The sequence below is a fragment of the Pseudomonas sp. B19125 genome (genome assembly GCF_044218855.1).
Classification (GTDB): Bacteria; Pseudomonadota; Gammaproteobacteria; order Pseudomonadales; family Pseudomonadaceae; genus Aquipseudomonas; species Aquipseudomonas edaphica.
The window spans coordinates 1,033,086-1,053,110 of record NZ_CP162589.1; the positions used below are offsets into that span (position 1 = coordinate 1,033,086).

The window sequence follows — 20,025 nt, forward strand, 5'->3', positions numbered from 1 at the left end:
CTGAGGAATTGGATGGGCTCGGTGGAGTTCGTTCAGAGGATGACCAATGAAATTCCCAGTGGTAGTACACAAAGACGCCGACTCGGACTACAGCGTGACCGTTCCGGACGTACCAGGCTGCTTCTCGGCAGGCGCTTCGTTTTCCGAGGCGTTGGATAATGTTCGGGAAGCGCTGGCGCTGCATCTCGAAGGGTTGGTCGCCGACGAAGAAAAACTTCCTCAGGCCCAAGAGGTGGATGTTCATCTGGACAATCCGGATTACGCCGGTGGCGTATGGGCGATTGTCGACTTTGACTTGACTCCGTACTTGGGTAAGTCGGTGCGGTTCAACGCTTCTTTGCCGGAGCAGTTGTTGCACCGCATTGATGAGCGAGTGCAGAAGGATCATCGCTATGCATCGCGGTCAGGGTTTTTGGCGACAGCAGCGCTGCGTGAACTGGCCGTTTGAGTCGAATGCCAGACACGAAAAAGCCGCGCAGTGCGCGGCTTTCTTGTTTGGTGGGCCCAGTAGGACTCGAACCTACGACCAAAGGATTATGAGTCCTCTGCTCTAACCAACTGAGCTATAGGCCCTCAGTAGGACGCGGATTATAGCGACGGTTTCCGTGCTGTGCCATCCGAAAAGTCTGAAACCCGCATATGAAGAAAAGTCTCGGCAAAAAGCTCCGGCGGCAGCGGCAGGCTGACGATGTAGCCTTGCATCTGTTCGCAGCCTTCGGCGGCCAGGAAGGCTTGTTGTGCGGGGTTTTCCACGCCTTCGGCAATGATGGTGAATTGCATGCTGTGGCCCAGGGCGATGATGGCGCGCACGATGGCGGCGTCGTGGGGGTCGTCGGGCAGGCCGCGCACGAAAGACTGGTCGATCTTGAGGAAGTCCAGTGGCAGGCGCTTGAGGTAACTGAGTGAAGAATAGCCGGTGCCGAAGTCATCGATGGCCAGTTGCACGCCCAGGTGCTTGAGTTGGTGCAGCACTTCGAGGGCTTCTTCGGCCTGGCTCATGATGAAGTTTTCGGTGATCTCCAGTTGCAGGCAACCGGGCTCCAAGTGGTAGTCGTGCAACAGTTGTTCGATGCGCGCGAGCAGGTTGGGGTGACGCAGTTGTGCGCCGGCGAGGTTGACTGACAGCGGGCCGAAATCGTTGAAGGCGCGTTTCCAGGTGTGCATCTGACGGCAGGCCTGTTCCAGTACCCAGTCGCCAATCTGCAGGATCGTGCCGTTCTCCTCGGCCAGGGCGATGAAGTGTTCCGGCGGCACGTCGCCAAAGGTCGGGTGGTGCCAGCGAATCAATGCTTCGGCGCCGATCAGTTCCTGGGTGACCAGGCTGAGCTTCGGTTGGTAGTACAGAAACAGCTCTTCACGCTCGATGGCACGGCGCAGTTCGTGCTCGAGGGCCACGCGTTCGTTGGCCTGGGCGGTGAGGTCGCGAGTGTAGCTCTCGACACGGTTGCGGCCTTTGGCCTTGGAGCGGTACATCGCGGCATCGGCGTTTTTGACCAAGGTAGCGACGTCGGCACCGTCCTGTGGATAGAGGCTGGTGCCGATGCTGGCGCTGATAAAGAACTCATGCTCGCCGGCCTGGAACGGCGGGGTGAAGCAGGCGAGCAGTTTATTGGCCAGGTGTTCGGCATCGCTGGCTTGTTGCAGGCCGGGCAGCAGGATGATGAATTCGTCGCCGCCCAGGCGTGCCACGGTGTCGATGTCGCGCAGTTGCTCCTTGAGGCGCACGGCGATGTCCTTGAGCAGCAGGTCGCCGACGGGGTGGCCGAGGCTGTCGTTGATATGCTTGAACCGGTCCAGGTCGAGGAACAGCACGGCGCCTTGGTGACCGGTTTCTTCCTGGCTGGTGAGGGCGGCTTGCAGTCTGCTTTCAAACAGGGTGCGGTTGGGCAGACCGGTCAGTGGGTCGTGGTGTGCCTGATAATCGAGGCGAGCCTGGGCGTGCTTGAGACTGGAGATATCGGCAAACACGGCAACAAAGTGTGTGATCAACTGGTCGCGGTTACGCACGGCGCTGATGGTCAGCCAGCTGGGGTATAGCTCGCCGTTTTTGCGGCGGTTGGAAATCTCGCCCTGCCAGTGGCCGTGGGCCGTCAATTGATGCCACATCGCCGCATAGAACGCGCTGTCATGCAGGCCGGAGGCGAGCAGGCGCGGCGTGCTGCCAAGGGCTTCGGCTTCGCTGTAGCCGGTGATCTCGCTGAAAGCGCGGTTGACGGCGCTGATGTTCTGCCGGGTGTCGGTGATCAATACCCCTTCGGCCGTGCTCTCGAACACCGTGGCGGCCTGTTGCAGTTTTTCCTGCATCACTTGGCGTTCGGTGATGTCACGGGCGATGGTCAGCATGCAGTCATCCTCGCCGATGGGCAGCGGCCGGCTGGAGACTTCGCACAGGCGAATCAAACCGTCGGCGCGGCGGATATGGCAGACGAAGTCACGCACAAAACCGTCGCGTTGCATCAGTTCCAGCATGTGCTTGCGTTCGTTGAGGTCGACCCAGATGCCCAGGTCCAGGGTCGACTGGTCGAGCGAGTTCGCACTGCTAAATCCCGTCAGGCGGGTGAAGCCTTCGTTCACTTCAATCAAAAGCCCATCGCGTTGGCGGCTGAGCAGCAAACCGTCGGGTGAGGCGTGGAAGGCCTTGGCGAATTTCTCTTCGGAGGTTTGCAGCAGTTGCTGGGTTTCCTTGAGTTGGGTGATGTCACGCACCACCACCACCAAGGCTTCTGTGGTGTCGAGTTGGAACGGTTCGGCGGAGATCAGCCCGGTAAACGCCTGGCCATTGCTGCGCAGAAATGGCATTTCCAGGTTGCGGATGCTGGTGGTCTGCACACGTTGCAGCAGGTCGGGGCCGACGCCTTGAATGCCCCAGATGTTCAGCTCGGTGGCGGTTTTGCCCACGACTTGTTCGGCGCTTAGCCCAATCTGGTCCTCGAATGCCTTGTTCACCTCCAGCAGGCAGCCATCAGAGAGGCGGGCGATGACCAGGATGTCCGGGCATTGCTGAAACACCGAGGCAAACTTCTCTTCGGAAAGCTGCAAAGCCTCCTCTGTGCGCTTGGCTTCGCTGATATCGATCATCAAACCGCGCAACACCGGCTCATGGCCGTGCTCGATCAGGCTGACGATATCGCGCACCCACAAGCAACGGCCGTCGGCGGTAATCACTCGATAATCGAGGCTGTGATCGCGGTTGGCGCGGGTTTCCTGGAAGCAGAATGCCTCCGCTCGGGTCAGGTCGGCAGGGTGGATGATGTTGCGCCAGAAGCCTGGAATCAGCCAATGGGCGCGGGGATAGCCCAGCAAGTCTTCGGCGTGGGGCGAAACGTAGCTGTAGGTGAAGTCGGTGATGCTGGCTTCCCAGGCAATCGCGGACAGGCTCTCGACCAGGCCGCGATAGTGGTATTCGCTGCTGCGCAACTCTTGCTCAAGGGCGACTCGCCGGGCAATTTCCGAGCTGAGCCGGCGGTTGATGCGAATCACGATGGCCAACACGGTGCTCAGCAGCAGCACCGTCGGCAGGCCGTACATCAGCAAGTCGGCCCAGAAGGTGCGGTGATCGGTGAAGCTGCCGACCCAGTGTTGCTGGATCGCGTCGGTTTCGTCGGAGCTGAGGTCAGCGAGGACTTTGTCCAGGATGCCCACCAGTATTTTCTGGTCGCGCGGCACGCCCATCGCCAACTGGTACCGATAGGGCGTTTCGCCGCTGACGTATAAACCATCCAGCTTGAGCTGGCGCAGGCTCCAGACGCTGGAGGCGAGGTCGCCGACAACCGCATCCACTTCATCGGTGGCCAGGGCTTGCAGCGTCGAGCTGACGTTCGGCATGGCCACCAGGTTGAGGTCGGGATGGTGGGTGCGCAGTAATTCGTGCGGCGCGTAGTTTTCCACCACGGCGATCTTCAGGCCGTACAGGTCTTTAAGGTTGCGAGGTTTCGCGCCGCCCTCATGGGCGAGGATGACGATCGGGAAATCCAGGTACGGACGTGTAAAGGCCAGGTAATTCTGGCGTTCGGGCGTCGACATGATGCCGGGCAACAGGTCGAGCTGGTTGTTTTTCGCCTGTTCGAGCACGGCGGTCCAGTTTTCCGGCTCGATGAGCTTGATCCGCACGCCCAGGCGGTCCTGGATCAGGCGTACATAGTCGGCTGCGAGGCCTTGATAACGGCCATTTTCATCACGGTATTCGAAGGGCGGCCAAGAAGCGTCCACCCCCAGGCGCAGCTCCTGATGGTCCGCCAGCCAGCCACGCTCATCATCAGTAAGAGTCAACGCGCCAGCCGTTGCGGTCCAGGCGAGCAGCGACAGCAGTATCACGGTCGGCAGTCTGGGCATAACGGTCTCGTTATGGCACGGGGAATGTTTCGAGTGTAGACGGGCATTGCGGGGGAGGGGGTGTTGCGGGGGAAGTTAATCCATAGAAAGTAATCTATGGAAAACAAAACCCCCGGCCTGGGCCGGGGGTTCTGGTATCACTCGTCGAGGAAGGAGCGCAGATGCTCGCTTCGCGTCGGGTGGCGCAACTTGCGCAGCGCCTTGGCTTCGATCTGACGGATCCGCTCGCGGGTCACGTCAAACTGCTTACCGACTTCCTCAAGGGTGTGGTCGGTATTCATGTCGATGCCGAAACGCATGCGCAGTACCTTGGCTTCACGGGCAGTGAGGCCGGACAGTACGTCGCGAGTCGCTTCTTTAAGGCTCTCAACAGTGGCGACATCGATTGGCGACTGCATGGTCGAGTCTTCGATGAAGTCACCCAGGTGGGAGTCTTCGTCATCACCAATCGGCGTTTCCATGGAGATCGGCTCTTTAGCGATCTTCAATACCTTGCGGATTTTATCCTCAGGCATTTCCATGCGTTCGCCCAGCTCTTCCGGGGTCGGTTCGCGACCCATTTCCTGCAACATCTGCCGGGAAATACGGTTGAGCTTGTTGATCGTCTCGATCATATGCACCGGAATACGGATGGTGCGAGCCTGGTCGGCGATCGAGCGAGTGATCGCCTGACGGATCCACCAGGTGGCATAAGTCGAGAACTTGTAGCCGCGACGGTATTCGAACTTGTCCACCGCCTTCATCAAGCCGATGTTGCCTTCCTGGATCAGATCGAGGAATTGCAGACCACGGTTGGTGTACTTCTTGGCGATCGAGATCACCAGACGCAAGTTCGCTTCAACCATCTCTTTCTTCGCGCGGCGGGCCTTGGCCTCACCGATCGACATGCGACGGTTGATGTCTTTGATTTCAGCAATCGTCAGACCGGTTTCGGTCTCAAGCGCGGTCAGCTTCTGCTGGCAACGGATGATGTCCGGCTGCAGGCGACCAATGGCTTCGGCGTATTTCGCCTTGCCTTTGGCCAGTGCGTCGGTCCAGCTTTCGTCTACTTCGTTGCCCGGGAACTGGCGCAGGAAGTCAGCCCGCGGCATACGTGCATCACGTACACATAGCTGCATGATTGCGCGTTCTTGCGCACGCAGACGTTCAAGGGCACTGCGAACACGCTCAACCAGGCCTTCGAATTGCTTCGGTACCAGCTTGATCGGCATGAACAGCTCAGCCAGGGCCACGAGCTCGGCAATCGCCAGCTTGTTGGAGCGACCGTGCTTTTTCAGGGCCTTGCGGGTGATTTCCATTTGATCGGAAACCGCACCGAAACGCTGGGCCGCGATGATCGGGTCCGGGCCGCTTTCAACTTCATCTTCGTCGTCGCTGCTGGCTTCAGCATCGTCGTCTTCGGTGTCGTCGTCAGCCTTCGCGGCTTTCGCATCGACGGGCGGCGGTACTTCGGCGGCAGGCGGCGCAATGCCGTCGTCCGGGTCGATGTAGCCGCTCAGAACGTCAGACAGGCGGCCACCTTCGGTGGTGACGCGAGTGTACTCGGAGAGAATGTGGTCAACCGTGCCAGGGAAGTGCGCGATTGCGCCCATCACTTCACGGATACCCTCTTCAATACGTTTGGCGATTTCGATTTCGCCTTCACGTGTCAGCAGCTCGACGGTACCCATTTCACGCATATACATGCGCACAGGGTCAGTCGTACGACCGATGTCGGTCTCCACCGCTGCCAGCGCAGCAGCCGCTTCTTCAGCAGCTGCCTCGTCGGTATCGGAGTCGGCCAACATAAGGGCGTCCGCATCCGGAGCACTCTCGTGTACGGGGATCCCCATGTCATTAATCATGCGGATGATGTCTTCCACCTGCTCAGGATCTGAAATATCCTCAGGCAGGTGATCGTTGACCTCTGCGTAAGTCAGATATTTCTGCTCACGACCAAGGGTGATCAACTCTTTAATACGAGACTGTTGTTGCGCTTTTCCGGACATAACACCCTATCCACTGAAGGTCTTGGCGGGCAAAAAACAAGCCGAGGATTATACCCGAGCTATGACCTCACACGCCAGCTGAGGTCGGGTTAGATGTACAAACATTCTGTTTTAAGAGGTCGCGCATCTGTTTTGCTATCTGAATTTGCTCTTCAGCCGACAATCCCGGCTGCCTTGCACGCTTGATCAGCTCATCCAGGGTCTGCGTGTGCTGACCTGCGGATAACCTAGTAATGGTGTCTAAAAACTGTTGTTCAAGGTTGTCGCCGTCAATTAGCCACTCCTTTTCCGCCAGTGCTTTAAGCAAGCGTCCTTGTTCGGTGCCGTGCCAACGAGCCATCAATTGAATTGAGTTTAGCTTAGGATTTTTCTGTACCGCCTCAATCAAGGCGATCAGTACCTGAGCATACGTGTTGCTCTCGTTGGCAAAGTGATCGGCGCTCTCAACTTTTTTTGCCAATTGCGGGTGGTGAATAAGTGTTCGCAGCGCAATGAGCGTTGGAGCTTCGACGGCGACAGGAGTTCGCGGCGCGTATGCCTCGTCGCGGTCACCGCGTTTGCCGTTCTTGTTCCAGGGTTTCTTGTCCCATTTTTTACCGCCGGCGCCGGGTTTCTTCGGTGTCCACTCCTGCTGGGGCGCATAGGCCTCCTGCGGTTGGTGGAAGTCGGAATAGTCCGGCATGGCGTCGTAATCCATGCCTGGGTCGTAGGCCGGTGGGGCTTCCTGCGGTGCGCTATGCACCAGCTGGCTGACGGCCTCGCCACTCAGGCCGGTGATTTCCAGCAGGCGCATGCGCATCAGTGACTTCAGGTTGGCGCCTGGCACTTTGTCGATCAGCGGCGCTGCGAGGGTGGCCATGTGGGCCTTGCCTTCGAGGGAGCGCGGGTCGGCTTCTTCGGTTAACTGCTGGAAGAAATAGTCCGCCAGCGGCTGTGCGTGTTGATTGATGCGGGCGCGGAAGGCGTCGGTGCCTTCGGAGCGCACCAGGGTGTCCGGGTCTTCGCCTTCGGGCAGGAACAGAAAGCGCGCGCGGCGCCCGTCCTGCAGGCTCGACAGCGTGGCTTCGAGAGCACGCCAGGCGGCGTTACGGCCGGCCTGGTCGCCGTCAAAACAGAACAGCACGCTGGGCACCACGCGAAAGAGGCGCTTCATGTGCTCTTCGCTGGTGGCGGTGCCCAGGGTAGCGACGGCATTGCGCAGGCCTTGCTGCGCCAGGGCAATGACGTCCATGTAGCCTTCCACCACGATGATTTCATCGAGGTTGCGATTGTTTTTGCGCGCTTCAAACAGGCCGTAGAGTTCCTGGCCCTTGTGAAATACCGGGGTTTCCGGGGAGTTCAGGTATTTAGGCTTGTCGTCCCCGAGCACCCGGCCACCAAAAGCGATGATGCGGCCACGGCTGTCGCGGATCGGAAACATCACGCGGTCGCGGAAGCGGTCATAGCGCTTGCCGGTCTCGGCGTTTTCCACGAGTAGACCGGCATCGATCATGGCCTTCTGCTGCAGCGTATCGCTGCTCAGATGCTTGTACAGGTTGTCCCAGCCCGGCGGGGCGAAGCCCAGGCCAAAATCCCGGGCGATCTCACCGGTGAGGCCGCGACCCTTGAGGTACTCGACGGCGGCCTTGCGCTGCGGATGGCTTTTAAGCGCCTGACGGTAGAAGTCGGCAGCGGCCGTCAGCAGCGGGTACAGCGGCGAATCAGTGGGTTGACGCGGTTTGTGCGAGCGGCCACTTTCTTCGCGGGGGATTTCCATGCCGGCGGCTTTGGCCAGTTCCTCGACAGCCTGGGGGAAGTCCAGGTTGTCGTGGTCCATGATAAAGCCGAGGGCATTGCCGCCCGCGCCGCAACCGAAGCAGTAGTAGAACTGCTTGTCGGGGCTGACGCTGAATGACGGGGTTTTTTCTTTGTGGAACGGGCAGCAGGCGGTGTAGTTCTTGCCGGCCTTCTTCATTTGCACGCGCGAGCTGACAACATCGACGATGTCGGTGCGGTTAAGAAGGTCGTCAATAAAACTCTGGGGAATCAGCCCGGCCATGGCGTTCTCGTCATCACTGCGTGTAAATGAGGGCCCGTGAAGTGATCAAGCGCACGTATCGAGTGCTCGAACATCTATCGTTTGCATGGGGAGTGTATCTGCCGAGCATTCACTGACGTTAGTTTGTATCAGTCTTCGGCTTGGAAATGTTGCCCTGGCGTCCGGTGTTGGCCAATAGCAGCCTCGGAAAAGCCTTGATGGGCACAGCCGACACAGTTGATCGTCTGTTTGTAGAATCTGTGTTGCAAGAAAAAGGGGTGTGCTCGTCAGTAGCCTTGTTAGGCTCGTCAGAAGAGACGCGCACCGCTGGCAGAAGAGCCAGTCCTGACGTGTGAAGCAGTGTCTCGGTCGCGTGTGCGGCGTCGACGGTGAAGCATCAAGCGATATCCGCAAATGCCAACAGCCCGGCTGAGGGCCGGGCTTGGCAGAAGCTTGCTACGTAAGTCTGTGTATTAGTACAGACGAACGGCGCGGCGCTGTTCGCGCTGAACTTTCTTGGCGTGACGCTTAACAGCGGCTGCTGCTTTACGCTTACGCTCAGAAGTTGGCTTCTCATAAAATTCGCGGCTACGAACTTCAGCCAGAACACCGGCTTTTTCGCAGGAGCGCTTGAAACGACGCAGAGCTACGTCGAAGGGTTCGTTCTCTTTTACTTTGACGGCTGGCATCCAGAGCTACCTTCTTTCATTACCGGGAATCAACGTTCTCGTCGCAAAAAATTCGCGGCTGAGGTCGTCGGTTTTTAAGGGTTGCGGATGTTAACCCCTCATTGACCGGAATGCAAAGCCTCTGATCGAAAACCGCTAGTCGGGAGGGGGAGTGGCGACTATTATGCGCGCCTTCGAATTCAGCCTCTACAAGGCGCAAACCCATGCTAGTACTGGGACTTGAAACCTCCTGCGACGAAACCGGTGTCGCACTTTACGACAGTGAACGCGGGCTTTTGGCCGATGCACTGTTCAGTCAGATCGACCTGCACCGCGCCTATGGCGGGGTGGTGCCGGAGCTGGCCAGCCGAGATCACGTCAAGCGCATGCTGCCCTTGATTCGCCAGGTATTGGACGAGGCCGGCTGCGTGCCGACCGAGATCGACGCGATCGCTTATACCGCAGGCCCCGGATTGGTTGGAGCCCTTCTGGTTGGGGCCTCTTGCGCCCAGGCGCTGGCATTTGCCTGGGGTATTCCAGCCCTCGGCGTGCACCATATGGAAGGCCATTTACTGGCACCGATGCTGGAAAAAACACCGCCGCAGTTCCCGTTCGTCGCTTTGTTGGTTTCCGGTGGTCACACGCAGTTGGTTCAGGTGGATGGAATCGGCCAATACACGCTTTTGGGTGAGTCGCTGGACGACGCCGCCGGCGAAGCTTTCGACAAAACTGCGAAGATGATGGGCCTCAATTATCCCGGTGGCCCGGAAATCGCGCGGCTGGCCGAAAAAGGTGTGCCGGGCCGCTACACCTTCCCGCGCCCGATGTGCGACCGCCCAGGCCTGATGTTCAGTTTCAGCGGCTTGAAAACCTCCGCACTGAACACCTGGCAGCAAAGCGTCAGCGCCGGGGACGACAGTGAACAAGCCCGTTGCGACATCGCGCTGGCGTTCCAGCAGGCCGTGGTGGAGACTTTGACCATCAAGTGCAAGCGCGCCCTGAAACAGGCGGGCATGCAGCGTCTGGTGATCGCAGGCGGCGTCAGCGCCAACAAGGCGCTGCGTACCTCGCTGGAAAAAATGCTCGGCGACATGAAGGGTGACGTGTTCTACGCGCGCCCTGAGTTTTGCACCGACAACGGCGCAATGATTGCCTACGCCGGTTGCCAGCGCTTGCAGGCCGGGCAGCACGAAAGCCTGGCGATCAGCGTGCAGGCACGCTGGCCGATGGAGCAGCTTTCACCGCTTTAAGTGGCTTGGCTTGCGCGGGGCTCATCAACGGTATTTAAAAATGCCGTTCGCGCCCGGCAAACAGGTCGCGTAAATTGCCGCGGTGGCGCCACACGATCAGCAGTGTCAGTACGCTCATCGGCAGCAACGCCGCCGGTGCCTGCCAGGCGAGCAGCGGCAGGGTGAGTGGCGTGGCGATCAGTGCGGCCAGCGAGCTGGTGCGGGTCAGGTAGAACGTCAGCAGCCAGGCCAGCACGGCCAGCAGCGCTGCCGGAGGGTAAACCCCCAGCAGCATGCCGGCCGCGGTCGCGACGCCTTTGCCGCCGCGAAAACGGAAGTACAGCGGAAACAGATGGCCCAGGACGGCGCACACGCCCACCCAGGCCTGCTGTTGCAAGGTAAGACCGGCGAAGCCGGCGATCAGTACGGGCAACAAGCCCTTGCAGAGGTCACCCAGCAGCGTCAGTACGGCGAGTTTCTTGCCGGCCAGGCGCAACATATTGGTGGCGCCGGCATTGCCTGAGCCACTCATTCGCGGGTCGGGATTTCCCGTCAGGCGGCTGAGCAAAATGGCGAAGGACAGCGAGCCGAGCAGGTAGGCGAGAATCGCCAGTAACCAAAACATGCTAACTATTCCGGGCGAGGACGCCCTGATTCTAACCGGGGCAATGCGCCCTTGTCGTGCTGCGGAGAAGAGCTTGGACAGAGTGTTTATCGAAGGCCTGGAAGTCGACACCGTAATCGGGGCCTACGACTGGGAGCGCGGCATCAAGCAATGCCTGCGCCTGGACCTTAGCTTCGCCTGGGACAATCGCCCGGCGGCTGCCGGTGACGACCTGACCCTGGCGCTGGATTACGCCAGTGTGTCCACGCGTATCCAGGCCTTTGCCGAGCAATCCCAATACCAGTTGGTGGAAACCTTTGCCGAGCGGTTGGCCGAAGTGCTGATGAACGAATTCCAGATTCCCTGGCTGCACCTCAAATTGACCAAGCCCGGCGCCGTACCGGCTGCCAAAGGCGTGGGCGTGGAGATCGAGCGCGGATGTCGCTAACTCAGGTTTACCTTGGCCTTGGCAGCAATATCGAGCGCGAGCCGCACCTGTGTGCCGGCTTGGACGCGTTGGCGAGTTTCTTGACCGATGTACGCTGCTCCGCGGTGTTTGAAAGCCAGCCGGTGGGCATCAAGAGCGGGCCATTCTTCAACCTTGTTGTGTCGGCGTATACCGACCTGCCGTTGATGGAGCTGGATCGTCGGTTGAAATTCATCGAGGCTGACAATGGTCGTTATGCCCCGGACCGCAAAGGGCTGCCGTTGGATATCGACGTGCTGCTGTACGGTGACCTGGTGGGGAATTTCGATGGTTTGATCCTGCCCCGCGCAGAGATCCTGAAGAATGCTTTTGTGCTGTGGCCGTTGTCGTTGATGGCGCCCGATCGTGTCCACCCTGAAGTCGATAAGACCATGGCCGAGTTATGGCGCGATGCGCAGATCGACCAGGTGCTGGCGCCAGTTGCGTTTGAATGGCGGGGCCAGCAGTTGACCCCGGCGGATCTACTGTAGCCGCCGATGCGCCTGGCTTGACCGGATTCAACTGTGGGAGCGGGCTTGCCCGCGAAAGCGGTGGGTCAGTCAGCATCAATGTTTACTGTGCCGACGTCTTCGCGGGCGAGCCCGCTCCCACACGTTTTGCGCTTAACTGAATGGCATTGATGCAAACCCGTCTGCCACAAAGAGTAACGACTACAGGTTGTATTGCTCTTTGTAGGCCTTGAGCACCTTAAGCCGCTCACGCTTGAGCGCCTCGCCCAGCTCCGGGCCTTTGAAACCTTTCTCCAGCAAGGGCGCCACCGGTACTTCGCGAGCGGCCTTGGCTGCGCCGCGTAAATAATCCGCCTGTGGATAACTTCTCTGCTCCAGGCCCTTGCGGCCCCGGGCGTCCATTTCGCAACTCACTACAAACTCTTCAAAGCGCTGCGGCCGGCGATACACGTCAAAACTTTGCAGCAACTCCAGCAGCGTCGAGGCTTTCAGCTCCAGCGCACGGTGGCCGTGGGTGTGGTATTGGCCGACCAGCAGGGCCAGTTCCTGGCAATCCTTCGGCACCTTGAAGCGTTCATTGACCGCCTTGATCAGCTTCAAGCCCGTGTGTTCGTGGGTAATATGCTGCGGCAACTTATCCACAGGCGTCAGGCCTTTGCCCAGGTCGTGCAGCAGGCAGGCCCAGCGCACGGTCAGCGGCTGCTGATGCAAGGCGGCTTGCTCGAGCACGCTAAGGGTATGGATGCCGGTGTCGATTTCCGGGTGATGGGCCTCGGGTTGTGGCACGCCAAACAGTGCATTCACTTCGGGCATCAGGGTTTTCAGCGCGTTGCAGTCGCGCAGTACCTGAATAAACACCTGCGGCTGATCCTCCATCAGCGCCCTGGAAATTTCTTTCCAACTGCGTTCCGGGGTCAAGGCTTGCAGTTCGCCGGACTCGCTGAGTTGGCGCATCAGTTCCAGGGTTTGCGGGGCGACGGTAAAGCCCAAGTGAGCGTAACGCGCAGCAAAGCGTGCAACACGCAGCACTCGCAGGGGATCTTCGGCGAACGCGGGAGAAACGTGACGCAGAATCCGTGCTTCAAGGTCGCTCTGGCCGCCATAGGGATCGGTCAGGTTGCCGTCATCATCCTCGGCCATGGCGTTGATGGTCAGGTCACGGCGAATCAGGTCTTCTTCCAGCGTGACCTCGGGGCTTGCGTGAAACACAAAGCCGCCATAACCCCGGCCACTCTTGCGTTCGGTGCGGGCGAGGGCGTATTCGTCGCCGTTCTTTGGGTCCAGGAATACCGGGAAGTCAGCACCGACTGGCTTGTAGCCTTTAGCGAGCATTTCTTCAGTGGTCGCACCGACCACGACGCGGTCGATATCGGTGACCTTGAGGCCGAGCAGGCGATCACGCACCGCACCGCCGACTGTGTAGATTTTCATGAAAAAGCCTCCATTAGCGGCACAGGATACCGCCTGAGCCGGACCAATGGAGGCTTTGCTGTTTCAGAGATGTACGACGGCCAGGTCCAGGCGGCCGTAGTCGTTATCGTTGTGGTCGGTGCGTGGCGGCACGTGGTGGGTTTTCATCACCTGATCGCCCTGCAGGGTTTCCAGGTGAATGTCGAAGCCCCACAGCCGGTGCAGGTGTTTGAGCACTTCCTCGGTGGACTCGCCCAAAGGTTTGCGGTCGTGCTGCTGGTGACGCAAGGTCAGCGAACGGTCGCCGCGCACATCAATGCTGTAGATCTGCACGTTTGGCTCACGGTTGCCCAGGTTGTACTGCGCTGCCAGGGTTTCACGGATGGTGCGGTAGCCGGGCTCATCGTGGATGGCAGGCACCACCAGATCATCCTTGAGGTCGTCATCGAGAATGCTGAACAGCTTGAGGTCGCGAATCACCTGGGGTGACAGGTACTGCAGGATGAAACTCTCATCCTTGAAGCTGCTCATGGCGAACTTGATGGTCGACAACCAGTCGCTGCCGGCGATTTCCGGGAACCAGCGGCGGTCTTCTTCGGTGGGGTGTTCACACATGCGCCGGATGTCGCGGTACATGGCAAAGCCCAGCGCGTAGGGGTTGATGCCGCTGTAATACGGGCTGTCAAAACCGGGCTGGAACACCACGCTGGTATGGGAGGTGAGGAACTCCATCATGAAACCGTCGGTGACCAGGCCTTCGTCGTACAGGTCATTCATCAAGGTGTAGTGCCAGAACGTTGCCCAGCCTTCGTTCATCACCTGGGTTTGGCGCTGTGGATAAAAATACTGGGCGATCTTGCGCACAATGCGCACGATTTCTCGCTGCCACGGCTCCAGCAACGGCGCGTGTTTTTCCAGGAAATACAGGATGTTTTCCTGAGGTTCGGCGGGGAAGCGAGCATTGTCCTTGTCGCTGTTTTTGCCGGCCTTTTTAGGAATCGTGCGCCACAGGTCGTTGATCTGCTTTTGCAGGTGCTCCTCACGCTCCTTCTGGCGCAGGCGTTCTTCCTCGGCGGAAATCGGATACGGGCGTTTGTAACGGTCGACGCCGTAGTTCATCAGCGCGTGGCAAGAGTCGAGCAAGTCCTCTACCGCATCGATGCCATGGCGTTCCTCGCATTGCATGATGTACTGCTTGGCGAACACCAGGTAATCGATGATCGAGCTGGCATCGGTCCAGGTGCGGAACAGGTAGTTGCCCTTGAAAAAACTGTTATGCCCGTAGCACGCGTGGGCCACCACCAGCGCCTGCATGCAGATGGTGTTTTCTTCCATCAGGTAGGCGATGCACGGGTCGGAGTTGATCACGATCTCGTAGGCCAGGCCCATCTGCCCACGGGTGTAGGACTTCTCGGTGCTGAGGAAGTGTTTGCCATAGGACCAATGGTGGTAGCCCAAGGGCATGCCGACCGAGGCGTAGGCATCCATCATCTGCTCGGCGGTGATCACTTCGATCTGGTTGGGGTAGGTGTCCAGGGCATAACCCGCCGCGATGCGGCTGATTTCCCGGTCATAGGCCTGGATCAGTTCAAAGGTCCACTCGGAGCCGGTGGAAATGGGTTGGCGCTTATGCTCTTTTTTGGCGGTCATGTCACTAACCTGCGCTGGAAGAGTTCACGGAAGACCGGGTAGATATCGCCGGCCGAGACCAGTTGCTGCTGGGCGAACGTATCGGCAAAGGCTTCGCCGATGCGCTCGTATTCGAACCACAGTGCCTGGTGCTCACGAGGGGTAATTTCAACGTAGGTGTAGTACTGCACGAACGGCATGATCTGGTTGATCAGGATATCGCGGCAGATCGGCGAGTCATCGTTCCAGTTATCGCCGTCGGAGGCTTGCGCGGCGTAGATGTTCCACTCATTGGCAGGGTAGCGCTCGGCCATGATCTCCTGCATCAGCTTCAAGGCGCTGGACACAATGGTGCCGCCGGTTTCCCGCGAGTAGAAGAACTCTTCTTCGTCCACTTCCCGGGCGCTGGTGTGATGGCGGATGAACACCACGTCGATCTTGTCGTAGTTACGCTTCAGGAACAGGTACAGCAGGATGAAAAAGCGCTTGGCAATGTCCTTGGTGGCCTGGGTCATGGAGCCGGACACGTCCATCAGGCAGAACATCACCGCCTTGGAGCTGGGGTTGGGTTGTTTCACCAGCAAGTTGTATTTGAGGTCGAAGGTGTCGAGGAACGGCACGCGGTGAATGCGCGCACTGAGTTTCTCGATTTCGGCCTCTATTTGCTGGATATCACCGAAGTTATCCGGCTCTTCGCGCTTTAAGCGCGCCAGTTCTTCCTTGGCCTCCTTCAGTTTGGCGCGGCTGCTACCGGACAGTGCGATACGGCGTGCATGGGCCGAGCGCAGCGTGCGAATGATATTGATGCGGGACGGGTTGCCCTCGTTACTGATCCCTGCGCGCACGGTCTTGAAGGTGTCGGTGCCGGTCAGGTTGCGTTTGACCAGGTTGGGCAATTCCAGGTCTTCAAACATGAATTCCAGGAATTCTTCCTGGGTGATCTGGAACACGAACTCGTCCATGCCCTCGCCGGAGTTGCCGGCTTTGCCGGGGCCTTTACCGCCACCACCGCCTTGGGGGCGCTGGATATGCTCGCCGGTGGTGAATTCCTTGTTGCCGGGGTGCACGACGGTCTGTTTGCCGCCCCGGCCGTGGTGCAGCACCGGTTCGTCGATGTCGCGTCCGGGAATGCTGATTTGCTCGCCATGCTCCATGTCAGTAATGGAGCGGCGGCTGACGGCCTCTTCAACGGCCTTTTTGATGTGGTCACGGTAACGCCGCAGGAAACGCTGACGGTTTACCGTGCTCTTGTTCTTGCCATTGAGGCGTCGGTCGATCACATAGCTCATGGGGAGCCCTCCGGGCAGCTTCACGTTACAAGCTTCAAGCCGCGAGCTGGAAGCTTAGAGACAAGCGGTCGGCTGCCGGGCCAGAAGCCCGGCAGCACGCGCCTGTCGCTGCCTTACTGTGATTTACGCACCCGCAGGTACCACTCGGAAAGCAGGCGTACCTGTTTGTCGGTGTAGCCGCGTTCGACCATGCGCGTAACAAAGTCGTTGTGTTTTTGCTGGTCCTCCTTGCTGGCCTTGGCGTTGAAGCTGATAACCGGCAGCAGGTCCTCGGTGTTGGAGAACATTTTTTTCTCGATGACCACCCGCAGCTTCTCGTAGCTGAGCCAGGTAGGGTTCTTGCCGTTGTTGTTGGCACGGGCGCGCAGCACGAAGTTGACGATTTCGTTGCGGAAATCCTTCGGATTGCTGATGCCGGCCGGTTTTTCGATCTTCTCCAGTTCCTCGTTGAGGGCCACGCGGTTGAGGATCTCGCCGGTTTCCGGGTCGCGGTATTCCTGGTCCTGAATCCAGAAGTCGGCGTACAGCACGTAGCGGTCAAAGATGTTCTGGCCGTACTCGCTGTAGGACTCCAGGTATGCAGTCTGGATTTCCTTGCCGATGAACTCGATGTAGCGCGGCGCCAGGTATTCCTTGAGGAAGCGCAGGTAACGTTCGCGGGTTTCGGCCTGGAATTGCTCCTGTTCGATCTGCTGTTCCAGCACATAGAGCAGATGCACCGGGTTGGCGGCGATCTCGTGCGGGTCGAAGTTAAAGACCTTGGAGAGGATCTTGAACGCGAAACGGGTGGAAAGGCCGTTCATGCCCTCATCCACGCCCGCCGTGTCGCGATATTCCTGGATCGACTTGGCTTTGGGGTCGGTGTCCTTGAGGTTTTCGCCGTCGTACACGCGCATTTTCGAGTAGATGTTCGAGTTTTCCGGCTCCTTGAGGCGCGAGAGCACGGTGAATTGCGCAAGCATCTTCAGGGTGTCAGGCGCGCAATGGGCCTTGGCCAGGGAGCTGTTGAACAGCAGCTTGTCGTAAATCTTGATTTCATCACTGACCCGCAGGCAGTACGGCACCTTGACGATGTAGATCCGGTCGATGAAGGCTTCGTTGTTCTTGTTGTTGCGGAAGGTATGCCATTCCGATTCGTTGGAGTGAGCCAGCAGGATCCCGGTGAACGGAATCGCGCCCAGGCCTTCGGTACTGTTGTAGTTGCCTTCCTGGGTGGCGGTAAGCAGTGGGTGCAGCACCTTGATCGGCGCCTTGAACATTTCCACGAACTCCATCAGGCCCTGGTTGGCCCGGCACAGTGCGCCCGAGTAGCTGTAGGCGTCGGCGTCGTTCTGTGGGAATTCCTCGAGTTTGCGGATATCGACCTTGCCCACCAGCGCCGAGATGTCCTGGTTGTTCTCGTCACCTGGCTCGGTCTTGGCCACGCCGATCTGGTTGAGGATCGACGGGTAGAGTTTCACCACGCGGAACTGGCTGATGTCGCCGCCAAACTCCGACAGCCGTTTGGTGGCCCACGGCGACATGATGGTATTGAGGTAGCGGCGTGGGATGCCGAAGTCTTCTTCGAGGATCGCGCCATCTTCCGTGGCGTTGAACAACCCCAAAGGCGACTCGAACACCGGCGAGCCCTTGATGGCGTAGAAGGGCACCTTCTCGATCAGTTGTTTGAGCTTTTCCGCCAGGGACGACTTACCGCCGCCGACCGGGCCGAGCAGGTAGAGGATCTGTTTCTTCTCTTCCAGGCCTTGGGCGGCGTGGCGGAAGTAGGAGACGATCTGGTCGATGCATTCTTCCATGCCGTGGAAGTCTTCAAAGGCCGGGTAGCGGCGGATCACCTTGTTGGAGAATATTCGCGACAGGCGCGAATTGTTCGAGGTGTCTACCAGCTCCGGCTCACCAATCGCCAGCAGCAGGCGTTCGGCGGCAGATGCGTAGGTGCTGCGGTCCTTTTTGCACAGCTCGAGATACTCCTGCAGGGTGAGTTCTTCCTGCTGGGTGGACTCGAAGCGTTGTTGGAAGTGGCTAAAGATACTCATGACGTCGTCACCTCGCTCGATACGTGGAGCCGACGCCGGATCAATCAGTCGATGCTGGCAGCCATTGGCGATCGCCACTGGCTGTTTTCCCCCCAGAACACCCTGAAACGCTACCGATGACCCGCACGCCGGTGTACCGGCTCTCCCCTGATTCGGATGGCCTGCGCTTAAGGATAGTTCGGAATCCGGGAGGTCAAGGCGCGATGCGCAATTAGTTTGGCTGCGCCGTTCGTCAGAAACGGCGCAAGCCCAAGCGTCACGCGGGGTGGCGGGGTGTGAAAAAAATTATTGCGAATTGTCGGAGGCAATTTCTGCAGGATAGGTCGTACGCCACAGCTCGAAGCCACCGTCCAGGCTATAGACGTCGGAGAAGCCCTGGCTGATCAGATAGGCCGCTGCGCTCTGGCTGGAGTTGCCGTGGTAGCAGGCCACGATCACCGGTGCATCGAGGTCGGCGGCACGGATGAAGTCTTGGATGTTGTGGTTGTCCAGATGCTGCGCGCCGCTGATGTGGCCTGCTGCATAGGTCGGCTGGTCGCGGATGTCGACCACCACGGCGCCTTGCTCGCGCAGGGCCTGGGCTTGTTCGGGAGGGATACGTTTGAATTCGCTCATGGCGGGCTCCTAGGGCTTGGCGCCCGGCAGTGTTACAGAAGGGGGAGGTTCACACTGGCAGCTCAGGCGCTCGCCGGTGTCGATGTTCATCAGGGTCATGGCGCCGCCCCACACGCAACCGGTGTCGAGGGCGAACACGCCAGGTTCTTCGCATTTGCCTTCCAGGGCCGCCCAGTGACCGAAGATGATCTTCATGTCACGGGTCTTGCGTTCCTTGTGGGCAAACCATGGCTTATAACCGGGCAGCGCAGTGTCGGCGCCTTCCTTGCTCTTGAGGTCCAGCTTGCCTTCGGCGGTGCAGAAGCGCATGCGTGTGAAGTAGTTGGTGATCACGCGCAGGCGGGCCACGCCGGTGAGGTCATTGTCCCACTTGACCGGCTCGTTGCCGTACATGCCGTCGAGGTAGGCGGTGTACAGGTTGTCATCGGCCAGGGCGCTTTCGACTTCGGCGGCGCCCTTGAGGGCTTTCTTCAGCGTCCATTGGGGCGGGATGCCGGCATGCACCAAGGCCATGTTGCGGCCTTCGTCGTAATGCATGAGCTTTTGGCGGCGCAGCCAGTCCAGTAATTCAGTTCTGTCCGGCGCTTCCAGGATCTCGCGCAGGGTGTCGCCTTTTTTCAGGCGTTCGATGTTATTGCCGGCCGCCAGCAGGTGCAGGTCATGGTTGCCCAGCACGCACACCAATGAATCGCGCATCTTATAAAGAAAGCGCAGGGTCTCCAGGGACTCGGGGCCGCGATTGACCAGGTCGCCGACCAGCCACAAGCGGTCGCTCGCCGGGTTGAAGGCTACGCGCTCCAGCAGGCATTTGAGGGGTTCCAGGCAGCCTTGCAGGTCACCGACTGCGTACGTCGTCATCAGTGCAGGGCTCCGGGCACTGCGAGGCGAAACGGCGCGATGATGGCGTCGAACAGTTTTCCGTCGGTGGCTTTCATCTGATACGAGCCCTGCATGGTGCCGACTTTGGAGGTCATCACCGTGCCGCTGCTGTAAGTATGGCTGGCGCCGATGTCGATCAACGGCTGCTGGCCAACCACGCCGGCACCACGCACTTCCTCGACCTGGCCGTCGCCATCGGTAATTACCCAGTGGCGCGACAGCAGTTTGGCCGGCACCTGCCCGTTGTTCTTCACCGTGATGGTGTAGGCGAAGGCATAACGGTCGTGTTCAGGTTGCGATTGGTCCGCGAGGAAGCGGGTGACGACGCTGACGTCGATCTGGTAGCGAGGATCGGACATGCAAGAGGCCTTAAGAGCAAAAGCGGAGGACAGC

At 59.3% G+C, this 20,025-nt stretch carries 16 protein-coding genes and 1 tRNA gene; 4 read left to right on the plus strand and 13 right to left on the minus strand.

Features of this window, described 5'->3' with window-relative positions:
- Positions 1 to 46: 46 nt before the first annotated feature.
- On the plus strand, positions 47 to 448 hold the full coding sequence (locus AB4P96_RS04635; RefSeq protein ID WP_099550415.1) for a type II toxin-antitoxin system HicB family antitoxin: 402 nt from the start codon (positions 47 to 49) through the stop codon (positions 446 to 448).
- Between the two features lie 48 nt (positions 449 to 496).
- Here AB4P96_RS04635 and AB4P96_RS04640 read toward each other — a convergent pair.
- The 5 genes from AB4P96_RS04640 to rpsU all read right to left on the minus strand — a co-directional run bounded on the left by AB4P96_RS04640 (position 497) and on the right by rpsU (position 9,026).
- Positions 497 to 573: transfer RNA gene (locus AB4P96_RS04640), tRNA-Ile, on the minus strand.
- Positions 574 to 588: 15 nt separating this feature from the next.
- The gene (locus tag AB4P96_RS04645) at positions 589 to 4,332 is read right to left on the minus strand and encodes an EAL domain-containing protein (protein WP_395600549.1); all 3,744 of its coding nucleotides are present in this window, start codon (positions 4,330 to 4,332) and stop codon (positions 589 to 591) included.
- A gap of 137 nt (positions 4,333 to 4,469) precedes the next feature.
- On the minus strand, positions 4,470 to 6,320 hold the full coding sequence (gene rpoD / locus AB4P96_RS04650; RefSeq protein ID WP_017138049.1) for an RNA polymerase sigma factor RpoD: 1,851 nt from the start codon (positions 6,318 to 6,320) through the stop codon (positions 4,470 to 4,472).
- 67 nt (positions 6,321 to 6,387) lie between these two features.
- Positions 6,388 to 8,358 (minus strand): DNA primase, encoded by a 1,971-nt coding sequence (dnaG, locus tag AB4P96_RS04655; protein ID WP_017138050.1) that lies wholly within the window; start codon positions 8,356 to 8,358, stop codon positions 6,388 to 6,390.
- Between the two features lie 452 nt (positions 8,359 to 8,810).
- Entirely contained in the window at positions 8,811 to 9,026 is a 216-nt protein-coding gene (rpsU, locus tag AB4P96_RS04660) for a 30S ribosomal protein S21 (RefSeq protein WP_002551877.1), read from the minus strand.
- Positions 9,027 to 9,229: 203 nt separating this feature from the next.
- Between rpsU and tsaD the strand changes: the two genes are divergently transcribed.
- Complete coding sequence (tsaD, locus tag AB4P96_RS04665) at positions 9,230 to 10,255, plus strand: tRNA (adenosine(37)-N6)-threonylcarbamoyltransferase complex transferase subunit TsaD (protein ID WP_017138051.1); 1,026 nt, start codon at positions 9,230 to 9,232, stop codon at positions 10,253 to 10,255.
- Positions 10,256 to 10,289: 34 nt separating this feature from the next.
- Here the strand turns inward: tsaD and plsY are convergent, their stop codons facing one another.
- Positions 10,290 to 10,859, minus strand: coding sequence for a glycerol-3-phosphate 1-O-acyltransferase PlsY (gene plsY, locus AB4P96_RS04670; protein WP_395600550.1), 570 nt, complete (start codon positions 10,857 to 10,859; stop codon positions 10,290 to 10,292).
- Positions 10,860 to 10,932: 73 nt separating this feature from the next.
- Here plsY and folB point away from each other — a divergent pair, with 73 nt between their 5' ends.
- Both folB and folK read left to right on the plus strand, forming a co-directional pair.
- On the plus strand, positions 10,933 to 11,286 hold the full coding sequence (gene folB / locus AB4P96_RS04675; RefSeq protein WP_017138053.1) for a dihydroneopterin aldolase: 354 nt from the start codon (positions 10,933 to 10,935) through the stop codon (positions 11,284 to 11,286).
- Positions 11,277 to 11,795 carry a 2-amino-4-hydroxy-6-hydroxymethyldihydropteridine diphosphokinase gene (gene folK / locus AB4P96_RS04680; protein ID WP_138449758.1) on the plus strand — a complete coding sequence of 173 codons (519 nt, stop codon included), beginning with the start codon at positions 11,277 to 11,279 and terminating at the stop codon, positions 11,793 to 11,795. Before folB ends, folK begins: the two co-directional genes overlap by 10 nt.
- A gap of 180 nt (positions 11,796 to 11,975) precedes the next feature.
- Here the strand turns inward: folK and AB4P96_RS04685 are convergent, their stop codons facing one another.
- The 7 genes from AB4P96_RS04685 to apaG all read right to left on the minus strand — a co-directional run bounded on the left by AB4P96_RS04685 (position 11,976) and on the right by apaG (position 19,991).
- Positions 11,976 to 13,205, minus strand: a complete 1,230-nt coding sequence (locus tag AB4P96_RS04685; RefSeq protein ID WP_169987485.1) for a multifunctional CCA addition/repair protein — start codon at positions 13,203 to 13,205, stop codon at positions 11,976 to 11,978.
- A 63-nt stretch (positions 13,206 to 13,268) separates the two neighbouring features.
- The gene (locus AB4P96_RS04690) at positions 13,269 to 14,834 is read right to left on the minus strand and encodes a SpoVR family protein (RefSeq protein WP_017138056.1); all 1,566 of its coding nucleotides are present in this window, start codon (positions 14,832 to 14,834) and stop codon (positions 13,269 to 13,271) included.
- Positions 14,831 to 16,102 (minus strand): YeaH/YhbH family protein, encoded by a 1,272-nt coding sequence (locus AB4P96_RS04695; RefSeq protein ID WP_017138057.1) that lies wholly within the window; start codon positions 16,100 to 16,102, stop codon positions 14,831 to 14,833. Before AB4P96_RS04695 ends, AB4P96_RS04690 begins: the two co-directional genes overlap by 4 nt.
- A gap of 113 nt (positions 16,103 to 16,215) precedes the next feature.
- Positions 16,216 to 18,138: a PrkA family serine protein kinase gene (locus AB4P96_RS04700; RefSeq protein WP_026013778.1), complete on the minus strand. Its 1,923-nt coding sequence runs from the start codon at positions 18,136 to 18,138 to the stop codon at positions 16,216 to 16,218.
- A gap of 285 nt (positions 18,139 to 18,423) precedes the next feature.
- Positions 18,424 to 18,753 carry a thiosulfate sulfurtransferase GlpE gene (gene glpE, locus AB4P96_RS04705; protein ID WP_017138059.1) on the minus strand — a complete coding sequence of 110 codons (330 nt, stop codon included), beginning with the start codon at positions 18,751 to 18,753 and terminating at the stop codon, positions 18,424 to 18,426.
- A gap of 9 nt (positions 18,754 to 18,762) precedes the next feature.
- Positions 18,763 to 19,611, minus strand: coding sequence for a symmetrical bis(5'-nucleosyl)-tetraphosphatase (locus AB4P96_RS04710; protein WP_099550419.1), 849 nt, complete (start codon positions 19,609 to 19,611; stop codon positions 18,763 to 18,765).
- Positions 19,611 to 19,991 carry a Co2+/Mg2+ efflux protein ApaG gene (gene apaG / locus AB4P96_RS04715; protein WP_017138061.1) on the minus strand — a complete coding sequence of 127 codons (381 nt, stop codon included), beginning with the start codon at positions 19,989 to 19,991 and terminating at the stop codon, positions 19,611 to 19,613. The genes AB4P96_RS04710 and apaG overlap by 1 nt, the downstream gene beginning before the upstream one ends.
- Between the last annotated feature and the right edge of the window lie 34 nt (positions 19,992 to 20,025).

Excerpts from the sequence above, each read along its gene's own strand:
- AB4P96_RS04700 (WP_026013778.1), bottom strand. The coding sequence starts at position 18,138 with ATGAGTATCTTTAGCCACTTCCAACAACGCTTCGAGTCCACCCAGCAG.
- folK (WP_138449758.1), top strand. The coding sequence starts at position 11,277 with ATGTCGCTAACTCAGGTTTACCTTGGCCTTGGCAGCAATATCGAGCGC.
- glpE (WP_017138059.1), bottom strand. The coding sequence starts at position 18,753 with ATGAGCGAATTCAAACGTATCCCTCCCGAACAAGCCCAGGCCCTGCGC.
- AB4P96_RS04645 (WP_395600549.1), bottom strand. The coding sequence starts at position 4,332 with ATGCCCAGACTGCCGACCGTGATACTGCTGTCGCTGCTCGCCTGGACC.
- dnaG (WP_017138050.1), bottom strand. The coding sequence starts at position 8,358 with ATGGCCGGGCTGATTCCCCAGAGTTTTATTGACGACCTTCTTAACCGC.
- AB4P96_RS04690 (WP_017138056.1), bottom strand. The coding sequence starts at position 14,834 with ATGACCGCCAAAAAAGAGCATAAGCGCCAACCCATTTCCACCGGCTCC.
- rpoD (WP_017138049.1), bottom strand. The coding sequence starts at position 6,320 with ATGTCCGGAAAAGCGCAACAACAGTCTCGTATTAAAGAGTTGATCACC.
- plsY (WP_395600550.1), bottom strand. The coding sequence starts at position 10,859 with ATGTTTTGGTTACTGGCGATTCTCGCCTACCTGCTCGGCTCGCTGTCC.
- AB4P96_RS04695 (WP_017138057.1), bottom strand. The coding sequence starts at position 16,102 with ATGAGCTATGTGATCGACCGACGCCTCAATGGCAAGAACAAGAGCACG.
- AB4P96_RS04635 (WP_099550415.1), top strand. The coding sequence starts at position 47 with ATGAAATTCCCAGTGGTAGTACACAAAGACGCCGACTCGGACTACAGC.
- AB4P96_RS04685 (WP_169987485.1), bottom strand. The coding sequence starts at position 13,205 with ATGAAAATCTACACAGTCGGCGGTGCGGTGCGTGATCGCCTGCTCGGC.
- rpsU (WP_002551877.1), bottom strand. The coding sequence starts at position 9,026 with ATGCCAGCCGTCAAAGTAAAAGAGAACGAACCCTTCGACGTAGCTCTG.
- tsaD (WP_017138051.1), top strand. The coding sequence starts at position 9,230 with ATGCTAGTACTGGGACTTGAAACCTCCTGCGACGAAACCGGTGTCGCA.
- AB4P96_RS04710 (WP_099550419.1), bottom strand. The coding sequence starts at position 19,611 with ATGACGACGTACGCAGTCGGTGACCTGCAAGGCTGCCTGGAACCCCTC.
- apaG (WP_017138061.1), bottom strand. The coding sequence starts at position 19,991 with ATGTCCGATCCTCGCTACCAGATCGACGTCAGCGTCGTCACCCGCTTC.